The following is a 15,083-nucleotide window of genomic DNA, read 5'->3' on the forward strand; positions in this document are numbered from 1 at the left end:
GACCGATACCTTAAGGCTACAGATATGACTCATGCTGTGAACATAAATCGCGTGGTGGATATTGCGATTTTAGGTGCTGGTGCCGTTGGGCAGCTTATTTGCCACCAACTGACTACAGCGGGCATGAGTGTTGGTCTTATCGGCCGCGATTCAATTGCATCTATACAGCAGACACTTAGCGTCACTCCATTAGCGCTGGCCAATGATAATCAACATAAAACACAAGCACTCCAGTATTCTGTGCCTATCTTAGCGGCCAATGCGCTCGTTAATATCCGCCTCGTGATTGTCTGCGTCAAAGCCTATCAAGTGCTCGATGCACTTTTGCCCTTACTTAACCAACTGCCCAGACAATGCCACATTTTGTTGTTACACAATGGAATGGGACCTCATTTAGCCCTAGCGCCGCTAATTGATGCGCAAGCTGATGACAGAGGGCTAAGCCTAGGGACAACTTCCCAAGGGGTGTTACGTCAAGCCAGTTGGCAAATTAGGCAAACTGGACAAGGGCTAACTCAATTTGGGCATTTTGCAGGTACAGAGCTCACTGAGCATTATCGCAATGCTTTACTGGCGGCTATCCCCAACAGTGAATGGGTGGATGCCATTGTGCCTTGTCTATGGCAGAAACTCGCCGTTAATGCCGCGATTAATCCGCTTACAGCACTATATCAATGTCCTAATGGCACACTCGCCGAGCCAGATTTTAGTGACATGATTAAAGGCATTCTCGACGAGTTAGTCACGGTTGCCACACTCGAGGGCGTGCCTCTCGATAAACAATTGTTACACAACAGGGTCTATCAGGTGATCCGCCTCACTGCGGGGAATTTCTCATCGATGCACCAAGATATTGCACACCAAAGACGAACTGAAATAGACCAAATTAATGGTTATATCTGTGAGCGTGCACGAGCGCACGGTTTAAGTGCGCCAGTTAATGCTGACCTCTGGGCGCGCGTCAAACAGCTAGAAGCTTAAGCAAGAAAAATTACATAATAAAACTAAATATAACATTATGTTTAATTTATATAATTTTTAATTTTTTGCTAAATCCCCACTTTTTATTTACCGCATTAAAACGCGAATTCCCCTAGTGCCATACTCACTCGGCTTTTCCCGCACTCATGCTAGTCAAGCAAATTTAACTTGCACCAATGATACGCACCAAATCAGGGCGGATTAACTTTGCTTTGCACCGTTTTGCATCAAAATTTTAAGCTATTTCGGTGCATTTTAATGTTAACGCAATGATAATAAATGCTTTATCTATATGGCCTAATTCCTGCTTTATTCCAATAAATTGAGTCTACAGCTTGTTGGAGAGAAAATTGAAACTGGTCACTGCTATCATTAAACCGTTCAAATTAGACGATGTACGTGAAGCCTTAACTCAGCTCAGCGTCCATGGCATGACAGTCACTGAAGTACGCGGTTTTGGCCGCCAAAAGGGCCATACGGAATTGTATCGTGGTGCTGAATATGCAGTGGACTTTTTACCTAAGATTAAACTCGAAGTTGCCATTCATTCCGATCAAGAAGATGCCGTTATTGATGCCATTATTGCTGCAGCCCATACGGGCAAAGTGGGTGATGGCAAAATCTTTGTGACTTCGTTAGAACAAGTGGTGCGCATTCGCACTTCGGAAGAAGGAGTTGATGCCCTATGATGCTAGTGAGCTTCAGACTCAGTATTAAATACCTATTGATATTATTCAGTGTATTGGCGACGAATGCCGTCGCCGATGATGGTCAATTTAGCGCTGCAAATACAGCGTGGATCTTAAGCTCATCCGCATTAGTGTTGTTGATGACCCTGCCAGGATTAGCCTTGTTTTACGGCGGTTTAGTTCGCAGTAAAAACGTGCTTTCAATATTGATGCAATGCTTCTCTATTGCCGCCCTAGTGTCAGTTTTATGGTTCGGGCTAGGTTATTCACTCGCATTCGACACAGGTAACAGTTTCATCGGTGGCTTAGACAAAGCACTACTGTCAGGTATTGGTCGCGATAGTCTTAGCGGGGATATTCCCGAGCCGCTGTTTATGCTATTTCAAATGACCTTTGCCATCATAACGCCAGCCTTAATCATCGGTGGTTTTGCCGAGCGAATGAAGTTTTCAGCTGTGCTTATCTTTTCAGGTGCTTGGTTATTACTGGTTTATGCGCCGATCACCCACTGGGTTTGGGGCGGTGGCTGGTTAGCACAGCTAGGACTGTATGATTTCGCGGGCGGAACCGTGGTGCATATCACCGCAGGGGTTGCTGCGCTCGTGGCCGCTAAAGTGCTAGGTCCACGCAAAGGATTTTTAAACTCGGCGATTATGCCGCACAACCTGACGATGACAGTCACAGGTGCGGGCATGCTGTGGGTGGGTTGGTTCGGTTTTAACGGCGGCAGTGCGCTAGGCGCTAACGGCACCGCAGCCATGGCGATTCTAGCCACTCATCTCGCCGCTTCTATGGGCGCGATAACATGGGCGGCAATTGAGTGGATTAAGTTTGGTAAACCCAGCGCCCTTGGCATAGTCACAGGCATGGTAGCGGGCTTAGGCACTATCACTCCCGCCTCTGGTTATGTTGGCCCAGCAGGCGCCTTAGTCATAGGTTTACTCGGTGGAATCGTGTGTTTTTACTCAACGGTTTATATCAAACAGAAACTTAAAATCGATGACTCCTTAGACGTTTTCCCCGTACACGGTGTCGGCGGTATTCTCGGTACCCTTTTGGCAGGAGTATTTAGCTCGACCCAATTAGGCGTCTTTAGCGGCTACGGTTTTGCGGCAGTGAACGACACTATGATAGACCAACTTGGGGTACAGATTATCGGGGTTGCGGCGACATTCACTTATACTGCGGTGGTCACTTGGTTGCTGTTTATGATCATCCGTAAGCTACTTGGCGGCCTTCGCGTCAGCACAGAACAAGAAGTTAACGGCTTAGATTTATCGGAACACGAAGAAACGGGTTATAGCCTTTAATCAGAACCTCGAGCCAGAACCTTTAGTTTTAAGACAGTTGAATAGCCATAAGGGCACCAAGGCGCCCTTATGGCAGACTTACGTCATGATGCTACTTTTTAAAATGCTCGACTAACCATAACTTTAAATCCACCAGCTTCATCGGCTTAGCAAAGAGATAACCTTGTAAAAAATGGACTTGGCGACTGGTCAAATAATCTGCCTGCTCCTGGGTTTCAACCCCTTCAGCCACCACCACATAATTCATCTTATGGGAGAGCTCAATAATGGTATCGAGCACGTGGGAAGTCACGGAATCCTGCCCTATGGTATCGATGAAGCATTTATCGATTTTCAAGTAATCCAATGGCATGGTTTGTAACAAAGATAAGGTTGTTTGCCCAGTACCAAAGTCATCGATAGCCACTAAAATCCCCAACTGGCGTAAGCTTTCAATGCGCTGGCAAATATCCGGCGTTAATAATTGCCGTTCGGTGATTTCGATTAAAGGCTTAACGCCAATACGATCCAAAGAATCCCGCAGATGAATAAATTTCGACTCGATATCATCTTGGGTAAAATGCTCTGGCGCCACGTTGAACGCGACTCTAAAGCCCGATTCAACCTTCATATTAGCAAAATCTTTTAATGCCTTTTCGAAGATATAATTGGTCAATGGAACAATCAACTTGCTCTCTTCGGCGATAGGAATAAACAAATCAGGCCGTACTAAGCCCATTTGTGGGTGCTGCCAACGCACTAATGCCTCGACTCCTTTGGCCTTGCCGTCCTCAGCACAGATCACAGGTTGATAAACCAAAAAGAACTCTTCGTTCTCTATCCCGCTACGAATATCATCAGCAAGGGAGTGACGAGATAACCGTGAATAGAGCACAAACAAGATAGAACCCGTAATCAAAATAATGCTAAAGGGTAATGAGATGGCAAAAAATATCCAAAAAAAATGCCTAAAAAAAGCAGGTGACATTTCTAGTAACACCGAAAAACGATGATCCTCAGAATCTAAAGTCATTACCTCATTTTTTATAAATCCGAGTGACTCTGGAATCGTTTTTCCATTGATGGATAAAGCGACATTGATAACTGCGCTGGGAAACACATCGGGCTGTACAAAGGAATCTACTAAATATTTCCCTTCAATAATCACAGCGGCGCCGTGTTTAGATTTAGGATCCCATTTAGATGACACTATCGCGGGCACCTCAGGCATAAAAGGCGTGCCCGCAATAATAAACTGATTAGATATTTCAAGATTTTCGGTAACACTAACAATGCTCAGGGGAATATCAATATCACCGGTTTTAGATGAGCAATAAACGCGTTGTGAATCAAATATTAAAGCCGAACGAAAGTAAGGTTGGAACAACATATAGTTGTATAACTCTTGACACTCAGAATCCTTCAATGCCAATGCATAATGGCTGATTTCATTAGCATGGGACACCAAAGTATCAATATGACTCACATAAATAGCCCCCACTCCTTTGACTTTATCTTCAACAAAATACTGTGCAGAGAGATAACTTGCGACAGCAGCAACCCCAATAGGAAACAATATGACTGCCAGCCATTGCCATAATGGCAGATTTAATTTTGCTAACTTTTTTCGCATATATCCTTAACTCGCACTGCGCTCGGTTAAAAATGGTATCAAAATCTATGGAGCAAGACGTGTGTATATTTGTATCTCAGCGAATGTTTGCTTGATATAAACACACTGAATCGAGTTCTATTTTAGTCTAAAAAACCAGCATACCTTCTATTAATTTAGTCTATTCCCACATCACCAAAATAGCGGCGATAGCGATCAAGACTAACCCTAGCATATCTTTTATCTTTACTTTTTCCTTCAGCCAAAAGGTGGCAATCAAGATCATAAAGAAAACTTCAACTTGACCTAAGGTTTTAACATAGGGCACAGCCTGCAACGACATAGCACTAAACCAACCGATAGAACCTAAACAACTGGCAGTACTGGTGAGTAAGGTTAGCTTAGGTCGCTGCCATAACGCGGCCAGTGTGGATTTATCCTTAAGCAACAAATAACTGACTAACACTAAGGTCTGTAGACTAATCACGAATAGCAACACCCAAGCAGCGCTATGGGGGAAACCCACATTCAAACATAAACTCGCTTCTCGTACCCAAAGCGATGTCAGCGCAAACGAAGTACCGCAAGCCAAACCAATCAATACCGTATTGAGCGACAGACTTCGCAGGCCTTGCTTGGCACTCATGAGAAAAATTGCCACACCACCCAACAACACTCCCGACCAACCTAAAAGGGATAAATGCGTCCCAAAAAACACTGTGCCTAAGATCGCCGCGACCACGGCTTCACTCTTGGCTAGCCCAGCACCAACGGCAAAGTTCTGTTGCTTGAACAATTTCACCATCAAGCCCGTCGCGAGGATTTGCATCGCCGATGCTCCGAGAATAAAACCGATAAAACGGTCGCTAAAATCGGGGATTCCGACATCCTGCCAAAGATATAAGCTCGCCAGATACACGGCGGCAATCGGCCCAGCCCAAATAAAACGCGCTAAGGTCACGCCCGCAACACTCACTTCTTTACTCAGCTGGCTTTGAAACGCATTACGCCAAGCCTGCATAAATGCCGCCAGCAAAGTGAGTAAGATCCACATAAAGGTATTCCGTAAAGAATCTGGTCGGCTATAAAAACAAGATTGTTAGGCAAAGCCCATCATAAAACATTAATGTTTCAGATAGCTACAGAGCTATACCAATCACATTCCTCGACTGAAAAACAAAAGCCCCGAACGAGTCGAGGCTTTAGGATTAAGTCACTAATTCATTAAGTCTTAGCTTGCGATTACTTACTGGTATCGATTGGCTCGAAGGATTTCACCAAATCGTCGATCGCTTTCATTTGCTTCAGATAATTTTCTAACTGATGTAAAGGCAGCGCACATGGGCCATCACACTTAGCGTTATCAGGATCGGGGTGCGCCTCAATAAATAGACCCGCTAAACCCAGCGCCATACCACTGCGCGCTAACTCGGTTGCCTGTGCGCGACGTCCACCCGCTGAATCTGCACGACCACCAGGGCGTTGCAGCGCATGGGTCGCATCGAAAATCACCGGATAGCCAGATTGCTTCATCTCGTCCATACCCAACATATCAACGACTAAGTTGTTATATCCAAAGCTTGAACCACGTTCACACAGGATGATCTCGTCATTACCCGCTTCGTTAAACTTAGTGATGATATGGCGCATTTCATGTGGTGCTAAAAACTGTGGCTTTTTCACATTGATGATAGCGCCAGTTTTTGCCATCGCGACAACCAAATCTGTCTGGCGGGCTAGAAATGCAGGTAACTGAATAATATCAACTACTTCTGCCACTGGCGCACACTGATGCACTTCATGCACATCGGTGATCAAAGGTAAATTAAAGGTCTTTTTAATCTCTTCAAAAATCTTTAAGCCTTCCTCCATACCTGGACCGCGGTAAGAGTTAATCGAAGAACGATTCGCCTTATCAAAAGACGCCTTAAATATATAAGGGATCCCCAGCTTTTGAGTCACTTCGGCGTAGGTTTCAGCAATCGACATAGCGAGATCGCGAGACTCAAGCACGTTCATGCCACCAAACAACACGAAAGGTTTATCGTTGGCAATCTCGATTGAACCTAGATTTATGATTTTATTACTCATCGCAACTTCTCTCTAAAATGCTGGAACCTTTCCCAGCGGTGAATAGGAGCTAAGGCGGTTATACCGCAACTAACTGTAAAATTTGACCACAAATCCATGCCATATAGGTTCCTAACGCATAACCTAATACGGCTAACAGTACGCCCACGGGTGCTAAAGCGGGGTGAAATGCCGCCGCAACTACAGGGGCTGACGCAGCGCCACCCACATTCGCTTGGCTGCCTACGGCCATATAAAATAACGGGGCTTTAATCAGCTTAGCCACCAATAACATAAAGCTTGCGTGGACTATCATCCACACAATACCAATTAAAAAGTACAATGGCGTATCGAGCACCTTACTCACATCCATATGTAGACCAATGGTCGCAACTAAGATGTAAAGGAAGGCTGAAGCCACTTTTGATGCCCCCGCCGCCTCTAAATGACGCACTGGGCTGAATGACATCGCCAAACCAATCGTTGTGACTATCACCACTAACCAGAAGAATTTAGAGGTTAAACTGTAATCTGCGGTCCAAGGATAGTTCACTTCAAAAAATGGCCCCAGAAAATCAGCGGCGATATGAGCAATACCTGTGATACCAAAGCCTACAGCGACAATCAGCATAAGATCGCGCAGATTAGGAATGCGTGCATTTTCAGCGTGATACTTTTCAACTTTATCTTTTAACGCTTCAATTGCAGAAGTATCCGCACCGGTTTTAGCATCGATCTCTTTCGCTTTTGAGGCAAGAAACAGCAGCACTGCCATCCAAATATTGGCGACTATCACATCGACTGTCACCATCACAGAGAAAATATTACCGCCCACATCATAAATTTCTTTCATTGCAGCTTGGTTTGCACCGCCACCAATCCAGCTCCCCGCTAAGGTCGTCATACCACGCCATACCGCATCGGGGCCATCGACCCCAATTAAAGAAGGTTCAATAACCGACACCAGCAACAAGGCGATAGGGCCGCCGATAACGATACCGACAGTGCCAGTTAAAAACATGATCAAAGCTTTCGGCCCTAAACTTAAAATAGCTTTTAAATCAACGCTTAAAATCAATAAGACTAAACAAGCTGGCAGCAAATAACGGGATGCCACAAAATACAGTTGTGAGGTATTACCATCGATTACCCCAAAGGTATTCAATAACGATGGCAAGAAATAGCACAATAAAAGGGCGGGAATAAAACGATAAAACTTCTGCCAAAAAGGATGACTACTGCTACTGGTATAAAATACAAAACCTAGAATTGTCGCGAGTATTCCTAACGCCGTGGCATCGTTCGTCACTAAAGCCGTGCTTGTCATGCTAATTTCTCCCTGTCGATACAGTTATTATTTTTATTAGAGACTTAACTTTTAAGTCCCTGGGTCAAACTTCCATCTGCCCAGTGTTATTATTTTTGCGGATTGAATTCGTTAATAAAAGTTGAATAAATAAGAAGAGCCCCGAAAGGCTCTGCTTTAGTGATAAACCTCGGCGTGTTCGTTTAATTCTTTGAGCTGCATCTTCACTATCTCGATCACGGGATCGTGAGGACTATTATCAACAAAATGCTGCAGATCGGCGGCGGCCACATTAATACAACCCAACTGCTGTGCAATAAACGCCCGCTCACGATTCAAATGCACATCGTCAACATGCCATTGCAACAGCAGGCTGCAACACTCCATCGCTGCCTCAAATTGATGCGACACTATGCAACCCGCCTTAAGCTCATGCAGCATACGCGTCAGCAGTTTTTTTACCGTTGCAGGCTTTAAGTAACTTGCCTTAAGCTCAGCAGCATTACCTAACTCGCCGCGCACTAACACGTGCAACTGGTGACGGGTGAGTTCCTTGCCTGTTAAAGGATCCAAATAACTCACTTCACCGCCAATCTTACAACGCAGCACCGTATTGCCAGGTAGCAATATGGGGTCGAGTTCAAGATCTAACTGCTTCGCCAGCAACATCAATACCGTCGCCAGCGTTGTACTATTACCTTGGCGACTAATTAAGCAAGTACCTAAATCTGCCGCCTCTGTACTGAAGTAGTTCTCACGAACACAAAAAACTAAATCCTCGTAAAACCAATGCAACAGCGCATTAAAACGCTGTTGTTGATCAACCAAGTAATGACTTAATACGGCTCCCGCCATTTCAAACCAAGCCCATTTAGCGGCTTCAAGTTTAGAAAATCCAAGGTGCGCACCTACATCCAATGCCGACTCGGGCAATGAAATGCCATCTTGCAGAGTGTAGTTACCCATTAACCCAATAATACCGCTTGTTTAAAATGAGCCAATTTAGCAGCATAAACCAACCAACCTATCGCGCCTAAGTAAGCAAACACTTTGAACAATTTGTTTCTGTTTGCTTTTATGGCAATGGCGCCTAGGACAATGTAAGCAACTACAGCACCGATTTTTTCGGTCATCCAAGGATCAACAAAAGGAAATTGCTGGATCATAAAACACAAAGTTAAGCCCGACAGCAGCAGGAAAGTGTCGATAACATGGGGCGCTATCTTGAGCAGCTTCTTCTCCATCAGAGCCGATTGGCGCAGATGCAGGACAAAGCGAACGGTAAGCAGTAACACGCTCAACGCGATAAAGGTAAAATGCAGATGTTTAACCGCAGGATATAGACTGTAAAAAGTTTCCATTACGATACTTATGGCCAGTGACAAAGGCGCTAGTTTACCCTAATCCTTGACGGCATACCAATGCCTATCAGCCTAGATAGTCAGAGCTAACATCATAAAAAATCAAACGAGAAGTGACGATGAATTTAAGCTTAATTAATGATGAATCAACCGAGTTCGCCGACGCTGTAAAACAAAAAATTGTCGAGTTCAACCAAGTCCAATGGCAGGGGCTTAGCCGTAAAAATCTCGGACTCAAACTACAGGACTCCGAAGGTAAACTGTTAGCAGGGATCAGCGGTAAAACCTTCGGCAATTGGTTGTTAATCGATTATCTGTGGGTCGATGATTCTTTAAGACACCAAAGTATCGGCACGCACTTATTGTTAGCCGCAGAAAACCAAGCAAAAGAACGCGGCTGCCAATTTGCCCTACTCGATACCTTAGATTTTCAAGCTAAGCCTTTTTATGAGCGCCACGACTATCGCGTGCAATGGATACAACAAGCCTATCCAGAAACCGGCAGTAAATTCTTTATGGTAAAAGTGTTGTGATGTTTAAGGTAAGCGGTCATAACCGTACCCAATGCTTAGGCTACCATTTCTGATATCTGACTCAGACCGTTTCAATGAACTTGAGCTAATTGCGAGTGGTTAATGATTTGCGCACCTTTTACTCGCAAAGCTACAAACGGAAAAATAAGGTATAGGACAGGCGTCCTCAGCCGAAGCAATCCAATTGAATTGAATCTTCAACCTAATCCGGTTTAAACACGCCGATCACTGCGCCGGTGGCTTTTTCTGTCACCTTTTCATCGGTTTGCTGTTCACGGTAATCACACTCTGTGCATTCAACGGTTTCGATGCCGTTTTCTTTGTAGAGTAAAATGCTGTCTTTGGCGCTGCATTTGGGGCACTTAGCACCGGCTACGAAACGCTTTTTGATTTTAGTGTTTGTCATAATAGATAAAGGACCAGATAGCAGGGCCAAGGGACTCGGCCGAAGAAATTGGCGCTATTTTGCCACACTGATGATTGAATGCCAGTGTTACCTGAAAGTATGAGGCCTTAAGCCGATGTGATGCGATTCGCTAAAGATCATCCTGAAAAGTCGAATAATTGTCCGAGTTATCGGGTCAGGCTGTGGTTTGATACGGGGTTGTACGCTATTATCTGTGCCCTGACGAATTTACGTTCTAACCAAGTTGTAGTCAATGATCAGCATCAACCAAGCGCAATTAATCCGTGGCAGCAAAACCCTGCTAGATGAGACCTCTCTCACGATTTATCCCGGCCATAAGGTCGGTTTAGTCGGTGCTAACGGCACAGGCAAATCCTCACTGCTCGCATTAATTTTAGGTCACTTAAGCCTAGATAAAGGTGAATTTAGTCTGCCTTCTGGCTGGCAAATTGCCACTGTGGCCCAAGAAACCCCTGCGCTCGACGTCTCGGCACTGGAATATGTGATCGATGGCGATAGCGAATATCGTCAATTAGAAGCCCTATTACACAAGGCCCAAGAAGATAACGACGGCAATGCCATCGCACTCTTACACGGCAAAATCGACGCTATCGGTGGTTATGCGATTCATTCGCGCGCGGGTTCATTGTTAGCGGGTCTGGGCTTTAGTGAAGCCGAGCAAAGCAATCCAGTGAAAAGCTTTTCGGGTGGTTGGCGTATGCGCCTCAACTTAGCCCAAGCGCTACTGTGCCGCTCTGACTTATTGCTCCTCGACGAACCAACCAACCACTTAGACTTAGATACCATGTACTGGCTCGAAGGTTGGATTAAGTCCTATCAAGGCACGCTGATTTTAATCAGCCATGATAGGGACTTTATCGATGAAATCGTTGATGAAATCGTCCACGTTGAAAATCAAAAACTCAATTTCTACAAAGGCAATTACAGTGCCTTTGAGCGCATTCGTGCCGAACGTATGTCGCAACAACAGGTTGCCTTTGAACGCCAACAAAAAGAACGTGCACACATGCAGTCCTTCGTTGACCGTTTCCGTTACAAGGCAAGTAAAGCCAAACAAGCGCAGAGCCGCTTAAAGGCACTAGAGCGCATGACTGAGTTGTTGCCGTCTCAAGCCGATAGCCCCTTTTATATGGAGTTTCGGGCTCCAGAAGCCCTGCCCAATCCACTGATTAAAATGGAGCAAGTCGCGATCGGTTATAGCGATAAGCCAATCCTGAGCAAGGTGCATTTAAACTTAGTACCGGGTGCGCGCATTGGTTTACTCGGCCGTAACGGCGCGGGTAAGTCGACGCTCATCAAACTGTTATCGGGTCAATTATCGCCAATGACAGGTTTGTATGAACCTAACCCTGGCGTCAATATCGGTTACTTTGCCCAGCATCAAATCGAATTTTTGCGCCTCGACGATACGCCGATGCAGCATTTAGTGCGTCTGGCGCCCAATGCCAGAGAGCAAGAGTTGCGTAACTTCTTAGGCGGTTTTGGCTTTAATGGCGATATGGCGCTCTCACCTGTACGACCCTTTTCTGGCGGCGAGAAAGCCCGTTTAGTGTTGGCGCTATTAGTTTGGCAACGCCCTAACCTATTGCTGCTCGATGAACCCACCAACCATTTAGACTTAGAGATGCGCCACGCTCTGACAATGGCATTGCAAACCTTTGAAGGCGCTATGGTTGTCGTCTCGCATGATAGGCATTTACTGCGATTAACCTGTAGTGATTATTATCTGGTCGATCAAGGTGAAGTGCGCGCTTTTGATGGTGACTTAGACGATTATCACCAATGGTTGCTCGATGCGGCGAAAGCCAACTCGAATCAAAACAGCACCAGCGACGAGATCAAACCTGCCGCCGATAAAAAACAACAAAAACGCCTCGAGGCCGAGATCCGCCAAAAGGTATCGCCGCTCAAGCGCAAACAAACTAAGTTAGAAACCGAGCAACAAAAGCTGAGCGAACGCCTCGCCGAGCTTGAACACTTGCTGGCCGATAGCGAATTGTATGATCAAGATAACAAAGCCAAGCTAACCTCGGTATTAACCGAGCGAACGAGCTTGACGCAAACCTTAGAAGACAGTGAAATGCAATGGCTCGAGTTGCAAGAAGAGATAGATGCAATGGAGCAAGAGGTCATGGAGCAACAATAACTCCAGCGTTCTTTTACATAAAAGTCAGTAGCAGCGGCAATACAAGGAAATAGTATGGCGGTTTTAACCCAGTTCGACAGTCAACTCTGGCAATGGTGTGATATGAGTTATGCGCAAAACAAAGCGCTCTGTCTCGAATTGCAAAATAGCTGTCAAGTGAACGTCAATCTACTGCTATTGGCACAATATTTAGATATCACTATGGATGTGTCTGGGCCGCAGCAATACAGCACGGACCAATGGCAAACGCTGATGAATGCTGTGGGTGAATGGGATGAAAGATTTCTCATGCCATACCGCAAATTACGTAAACTCGCTAAGTCCAGCCTGAATGAGCAAGAGTATCAGCAGATGCTCGCCGTTGAGCTAATGATGGAACGTAAAGCGCAGCGAACCATCTTAAATAAACTCAATGAACTCAGCCCAAGCGGCCAAACGACGAATCTAGTGAGCTACTTAAGCCTGTTTGGACTCTGTGACATTGACGCCAACGAAATCGGCCTCATTGCGCCCTGATCTAAGTTAATCAAGTTAAAACAAGCTCAACCATGTTAGCTCAAACTCAATCAAATTAACGCTATGATCATCTGAGCCGCTAACAGCTGCGGCCTTGCGGATAGCGTTCACAGTCATCCTCGATCACCAACCAGTTCAGCTGACTCTCAGTATAAATATGGTACTTAGGCTGAACTTGATTAGCATCGTCCAGACTCGCTATGCTCAAGGTCGAATAATCAGGATATTGAGTATGTCGGTAAGTTAACGATGTACCGCACTTGTCACAAAATCCACGGCGAATAAGCTCGGACGATGCGAACTCAGTTACCAGACCTTTCAACCATCTAACTTGGCCTGTTTTGAAATCCATCCAAGCCCCAAATGCAGATCCCGTGCTTTTTTGGCATGAACGGCAGTGGCAATAATCCGCATCAAAGGGTTCACCTTCAATCTGATAACGAATCGCGCCGCATAAGCAACCACCTTCCCGTAATATGTTTTCAGACATTCACACCCCATCAAGCTTTATCAAGCTAAGCTGCATTTTGATAAGATAACATCAGGCTTTACCGTCAGTGAGCTTCTGTGCGAGTGCGGTGGCATTACGCGCCGTGATGCCATAAATCGATAGCTGCGGGTTAGCGCCAAGGCTGGTCGGGAAGATAGACCCATCCATTACAGATAAATTCTCTAAATAGTGCGACTGACCATAACTGTTGACCATAGAAAGCTTTTCATCTTCGCCGAAGGGACAACCACCCATTACGTGCGCCGATGCGACGATAGTGCGCAGTGGCGCGAGTGACATCTGCGCAATGCTCTCTTTGGCGTCTTTCCACGAAGATAAGTAAGGCATACCATCGCTGATCGGCAACACTTTTAAGGCGCCCGCCGAGAATTGTAACTCCGCCATACTGGCAAAAGCGCGTCTCGCGGCCCGCCAAAAGGCATCGGTCAACGGATAATCTAAAGCAAAGCCCTTATCCGTTAAGTGTACTTCACCGCCTTGACTGTCGGGATGATAGCCATCGCGGATCAAAGCGATAGTTACTTGTAACTGATTGAATTGTGACATTAACTCAGCATGGCTCGTACCATAACCTAAGGTTTTAGAGGCAATTAAAATCGGATGCACCGGCGGCACTTCAAGTTTATAACCCAGCTCACCATCGGCGCCATTGTTCCACACAAATTCATCGGAATAGATAGATTGCGGCGCACCGCTATGGCCATTGATCGAATCGGCAAATACGCCGCCGGATAACAAAGTAGGATGTAAAAAGGTGCTTTTACCCAAAAGTTGGTAGGGATCGGGCACTTGCGAACGCATCAAAATCGTCGGAGTATGGATAGCACCCGCACTCAAAATATAATGTTTAGCCTTAAATAACAGCTCAACGTTAGTGGGTCGTAAATTCACATCCAGCGCCTGCGCCTTTAACGCAAACACTTGACCATTATGGTGCTCAATCTTAGTCACTTTAGCGCGACTGATCAGCTGCGCGCCTTTCTCAAGTGCCGCGGGAATCGTGGTGACTAACATAGATTGCTTCGCATTGACCGGACAACCCATGCCGCAATAGCCGGTATTCCAACAACCCGCCACATTGCGTTTAATGACTGTGTATTCCCAGCCAAGATTGATACAACCTTGCTTCAGGGCGGCATTATTGCGATTAGGCTCATAATTCCATTCATGAATGTTGAGCCGTTGTTCCATTTGCTCAAACCAAGGATCTAAACTCTCGCGATTAAGCCCAACAACCGATTTATGTTGCGCCCAAAAGGCTAACGCCTCGGTCGGAGTGCGGATTGAAGTGGTCCAGTTAACTGTGGTTGAGCCACCGACTGCGCGGCCTTGAAAAATTCCAATCGCCTTATCGGCGGTTTTCATCGCCGCGGCTTGTTGATACAAGTTGGGATAAGCGACCCGCTCTTCCATATTAAAATCGCTGGAGGATTTTAGCGGCCCCGCCTCAATCATGATCACGCTTAGCCCTGCTTGGGTGAGGATTTCGGCCGCCACACCGCCGCCAGCACCCGTGCCGACAATAATCACATCGGCTTCAAACTGCTGGTTTTCTTGCAATTGGCTCGCATCAGTGTGCAACCAACCAGAGTTTAAACCATTCACTATAGGATCTATGATTGCCAACTTGAGTGCTCCACTG

Annotated in this window: 15 protein-coding genes; 6 read left to right on the plus strand and 9 right to left on the minus strand. The window is 45.8% G+C overall.

Annotated features, from left to right (window positions below; genetic code table 11):
* Positions 1–24 precede the first annotated feature (24 nt).
* The 3 genes from L5L94_RS15160 (at position 25) to L5L94_RS15170 (ending at position 2,980) form a co-directional block, all read left to right on the plus strand.
* The gene (locus L5L94_RS15160; protein WP_263163838.1) at positions 25–981 is read left to right on the plus strand and encodes a ketopantoate reductase family protein; all 957 of its coding nucleotides are present in this window, start codon (positions 25–27) and stop codon (positions 979–981) included.
* 350 nt (positions 982–1,331) lie between these two features.
* Positions 1,332–1,670 carry a P-II family nitrogen regulator gene (locus L5L94_RS15165; RefSeq protein ID WP_105250140.1) on the plus strand — a complete coding sequence of 113 codons (339 nt, stop codon included), beginning with the start codon at positions 1,332–1,334 and terminating at the stop codon, positions 1,668–1,670.
* Positions 1,667–2,980, plus strand: a complete 1,314-nt coding sequence (locus tag L5L94_RS15170) for an ammonium transporter (protein WP_263163839.1) — start codon at positions 1,667–1,669, stop codon at positions 2,978–2,980. The genes L5L94_RS15165 and L5L94_RS15170 overlap by 4 nt, the downstream gene beginning before the upstream one ends.
* Before the next feature lie 91 nt (positions 2,981–3,071).
* Here the strand turns inward: L5L94_RS15170 and L5L94_RS15175 are convergent, their stop codons facing one another.
* The 6 genes from L5L94_RS15175 to L5L94_RS15200 all read right to left on the minus strand — a co-directional run bounded on the left by L5L94_RS15175 (position 3,072) and on the right by L5L94_RS15200 (position 9,308).
* Complete coding sequence (locus L5L94_RS15175; RefSeq protein ID WP_263163841.1) at positions 3,072–4,592, minus strand: EAL domain-containing protein; 1,521 nt, start codon at positions 4,590–4,592, stop codon at positions 3,072–3,074.
* A 160-nt stretch (positions 4,593–4,752) separates the two neighbouring features.
* A complete protein-coding gene (locus L5L94_RS15180) occupies positions 4,753–5,625 on the minus strand; it encodes a DMT family transporter (protein WP_113939763.1) in 873 nt (290 codons plus the stop codon).
* Positions 5,626–5,813: 188 nt separating this feature from the next.
* A complete protein-coding gene (gene kdsA, locus L5L94_RS15185) occupies positions 5,814–6,662 on the minus strand; it encodes a 3-deoxy-8-phosphooctulonate synthase (RefSeq protein ID WP_105250144.1) in 849 nt (282 codons plus the stop codon).
* Between the two features lie 58 nt (positions 6,663–6,720).
* Entirely contained in the window at positions 6,721–7,968 is a 1,248-nt protein-coding gene (locus tag L5L94_RS15190; protein ID WP_105250145.1) for a DUF819 domain-containing protein, read from the minus strand.
* A gap of 156 nt (positions 7,969–8,124) precedes the next feature.
* Entirely contained in the window at positions 8,125–8,913 is a 789-nt protein-coding gene (locus tag L5L94_RS15195) for a SirB1 family protein (RefSeq protein ID WP_263163843.1), read from the minus strand.
* Complete coding sequence (locus L5L94_RS15200) at positions 8,913–9,308, minus strand: SirB2 family protein (RefSeq protein WP_006080263.1); 396 nt, start codon at positions 9,306–9,308, stop codon at positions 8,913–8,915. The genes L5L94_RS15195 and L5L94_RS15200 overlap by 1 nt, the downstream gene beginning before the upstream one ends.
* A gap of 119 nt (positions 9,309–9,427) precedes the next feature.
* Between L5L94_RS15200 and L5L94_RS15205 the strand changes: the two genes are divergently transcribed.
* On the plus strand, positions 9,428–9,841 hold the full coding sequence (locus L5L94_RS15205) for a GNAT family N-acetyltransferase (RefSeq protein ID WP_131523732.1): 414 nt from the start codon (positions 9,428–9,430) through the stop codon (positions 9,839–9,841).
* A 202-nt stretch (positions 9,842–10,043) separates the two neighbouring features.
* On the opposite strand, the gene L5L94_RS15210 is transcribed toward L5L94_RS15205, so the two are convergent.
* Entirely contained in the window at positions 10,044–10,247 is a 204-nt protein-coding gene (locus L5L94_RS15210) for a YheV family putative zinc ribbon protein (RefSeq protein WP_012088350.1), read from the minus strand.
* Positions 10,248–10,500: 253 nt separating this feature from the next.
* Here L5L94_RS15210 and L5L94_RS15215 point away from each other — a divergent pair, with 253 nt between their 5' ends.
* Entirely contained in the window at positions 10,501–12,414 is a 1,914-nt protein-coding gene (locus L5L94_RS15215; protein ID WP_263143086.1) for an ABC transporter ATP-binding protein, read from the plus strand.
* Positions 12,415–12,468: 54 nt separating this feature from the next.
* Positions 12,469–12,930, plus strand: coding sequence for a TIGR02444 family protein (locus tag L5L94_RS15220; RefSeq protein ID WP_263163845.1), 462 nt, complete (start codon positions 12,469–12,471; stop codon positions 12,928–12,930).
* 79 nt (positions 12,931–13,009) lie between these two features.
* On the opposite strand, the gene L5L94_RS15225 is transcribed toward L5L94_RS15220, so the two are convergent.
* Positions 13,010–13,420 (minus strand): GFA family protein, encoded by a 411-nt coding sequence (locus L5L94_RS15225; protein WP_263163847.1) that lies wholly within the window; start codon positions 13,418–13,420, stop codon positions 13,010–13,012.
* Between the two features lie 51 nt (positions 13,421–13,471).
* Positions 13,472–15,067 (minus strand): GMC family oxidoreductase, encoded by a 1,596-nt coding sequence (locus tag L5L94_RS15230; RefSeq protein WP_263163849.1) that lies wholly within the window; start codon positions 15,065–15,067, stop codon positions 13,472–13,474.
* Positions 15,068–15,083: the final 16 nt, after the last annotated feature.

The sequence above is a fragment of the Shewanella sp. SM21 genome, assembly GCF_025654335.1.
Classification (GTDB): Bacteria; Pseudomonadota; Gammaproteobacteria; order Enterobacterales; family Shewanellaceae; genus Shewanella; species Shewanella oncorhynchi.

What these genes read in the sequence shown, in the direction of transcription:
- L5L94_RS15160 (WP_263163838.1), top strand. Translation starts at nt 25, where the DNA reads ATGACTCATGCTGTGAACATAAATCGCGTGGTGGATATTGCGATTTTA.
- L5L94_RS15170 (WP_263163839.1), top strand. Translation starts at nt 1,667, where the DNA reads ATGATGCTAGTGAGCTTCAGACTCAGTATTAAATACCTATTGATATTA.
- L5L94_RS15175 (WP_263163841.1), bottom strand. Translation starts at nt 4,592, where the DNA reads ATGCGAAAAAAGTTAGCAAAATTAAATCTGCCATTATGGCAATGGCTG.
- L5L94_RS15180 (WP_113939763.1), bottom strand. Translation starts at nt 5,625, where the DNA reads ATGTGGATCTTACTCACTTTGCTGGCGGCATTTATGCAGGCTTGGCGT.
- kdsA (WP_105250144.1), bottom strand. Translation starts at nt 6,662, where the DNA reads ATGAGTAATAAAATCATAAATCTAGGTTCAATCGAGATTGCCAACGAT.
- L5L94_RS15190 (WP_105250145.1), bottom strand. Translation starts at nt 7,968, where the DNA reads ATGACAAGCACGGCTTTAGTGACGAACGATGCCACGGCGTTAGGAATA.
- L5L94_RS15195 (WP_263163843.1), bottom strand. Translation starts at nt 8,913, where the DNA reads ATGGGTAACTACACTCTGCAAGATGGCATTTCATTGCCCGAGTCGGCA.
- L5L94_RS15200 (WP_006080263.1), bottom strand. Translation starts at nt 9,308, where the DNA reads ATGGAAACTTTTTACAGTCTATATCCTGCGGTTAAACATCTGCATTTT.
- L5L94_RS15205 (WP_131523732.1), top strand. Translation starts at nt 9,428, where the DNA reads ATGAATTTAAGCTTAATTAATGATGAATCAACCGAGTTCGCCGACGCT.
- L5L94_RS15210 (WP_012088350.1), bottom strand. Translation starts at nt 10,247, where the DNA reads ATGACAAACACTAAAATCAAAAAGCGTTTCGTAGCCGGTGCTAAGTGC.
- L5L94_RS15215 (WP_263143086.1), top strand. Translation starts at nt 10,501, where the DNA reads ATGATCAGCATCAACCAAGCGCAATTAATCCGTGGCAGCAAAACCCTG.
- L5L94_RS15220 (WP_263163845.1), top strand. Translation starts at nt 12,469, where the DNA reads ATGGCGGTTTTAACCCAGTTCGACAGTCAACTCTGGCAATGGTGTGAT.
- L5L94_RS15225 (WP_263163847.1), bottom strand. Translation starts at nt 13,420, where the DNA reads ATGTCTGAAAACATATTACGGGAAGGTGGTTGCTTATGCGGCGCGATT.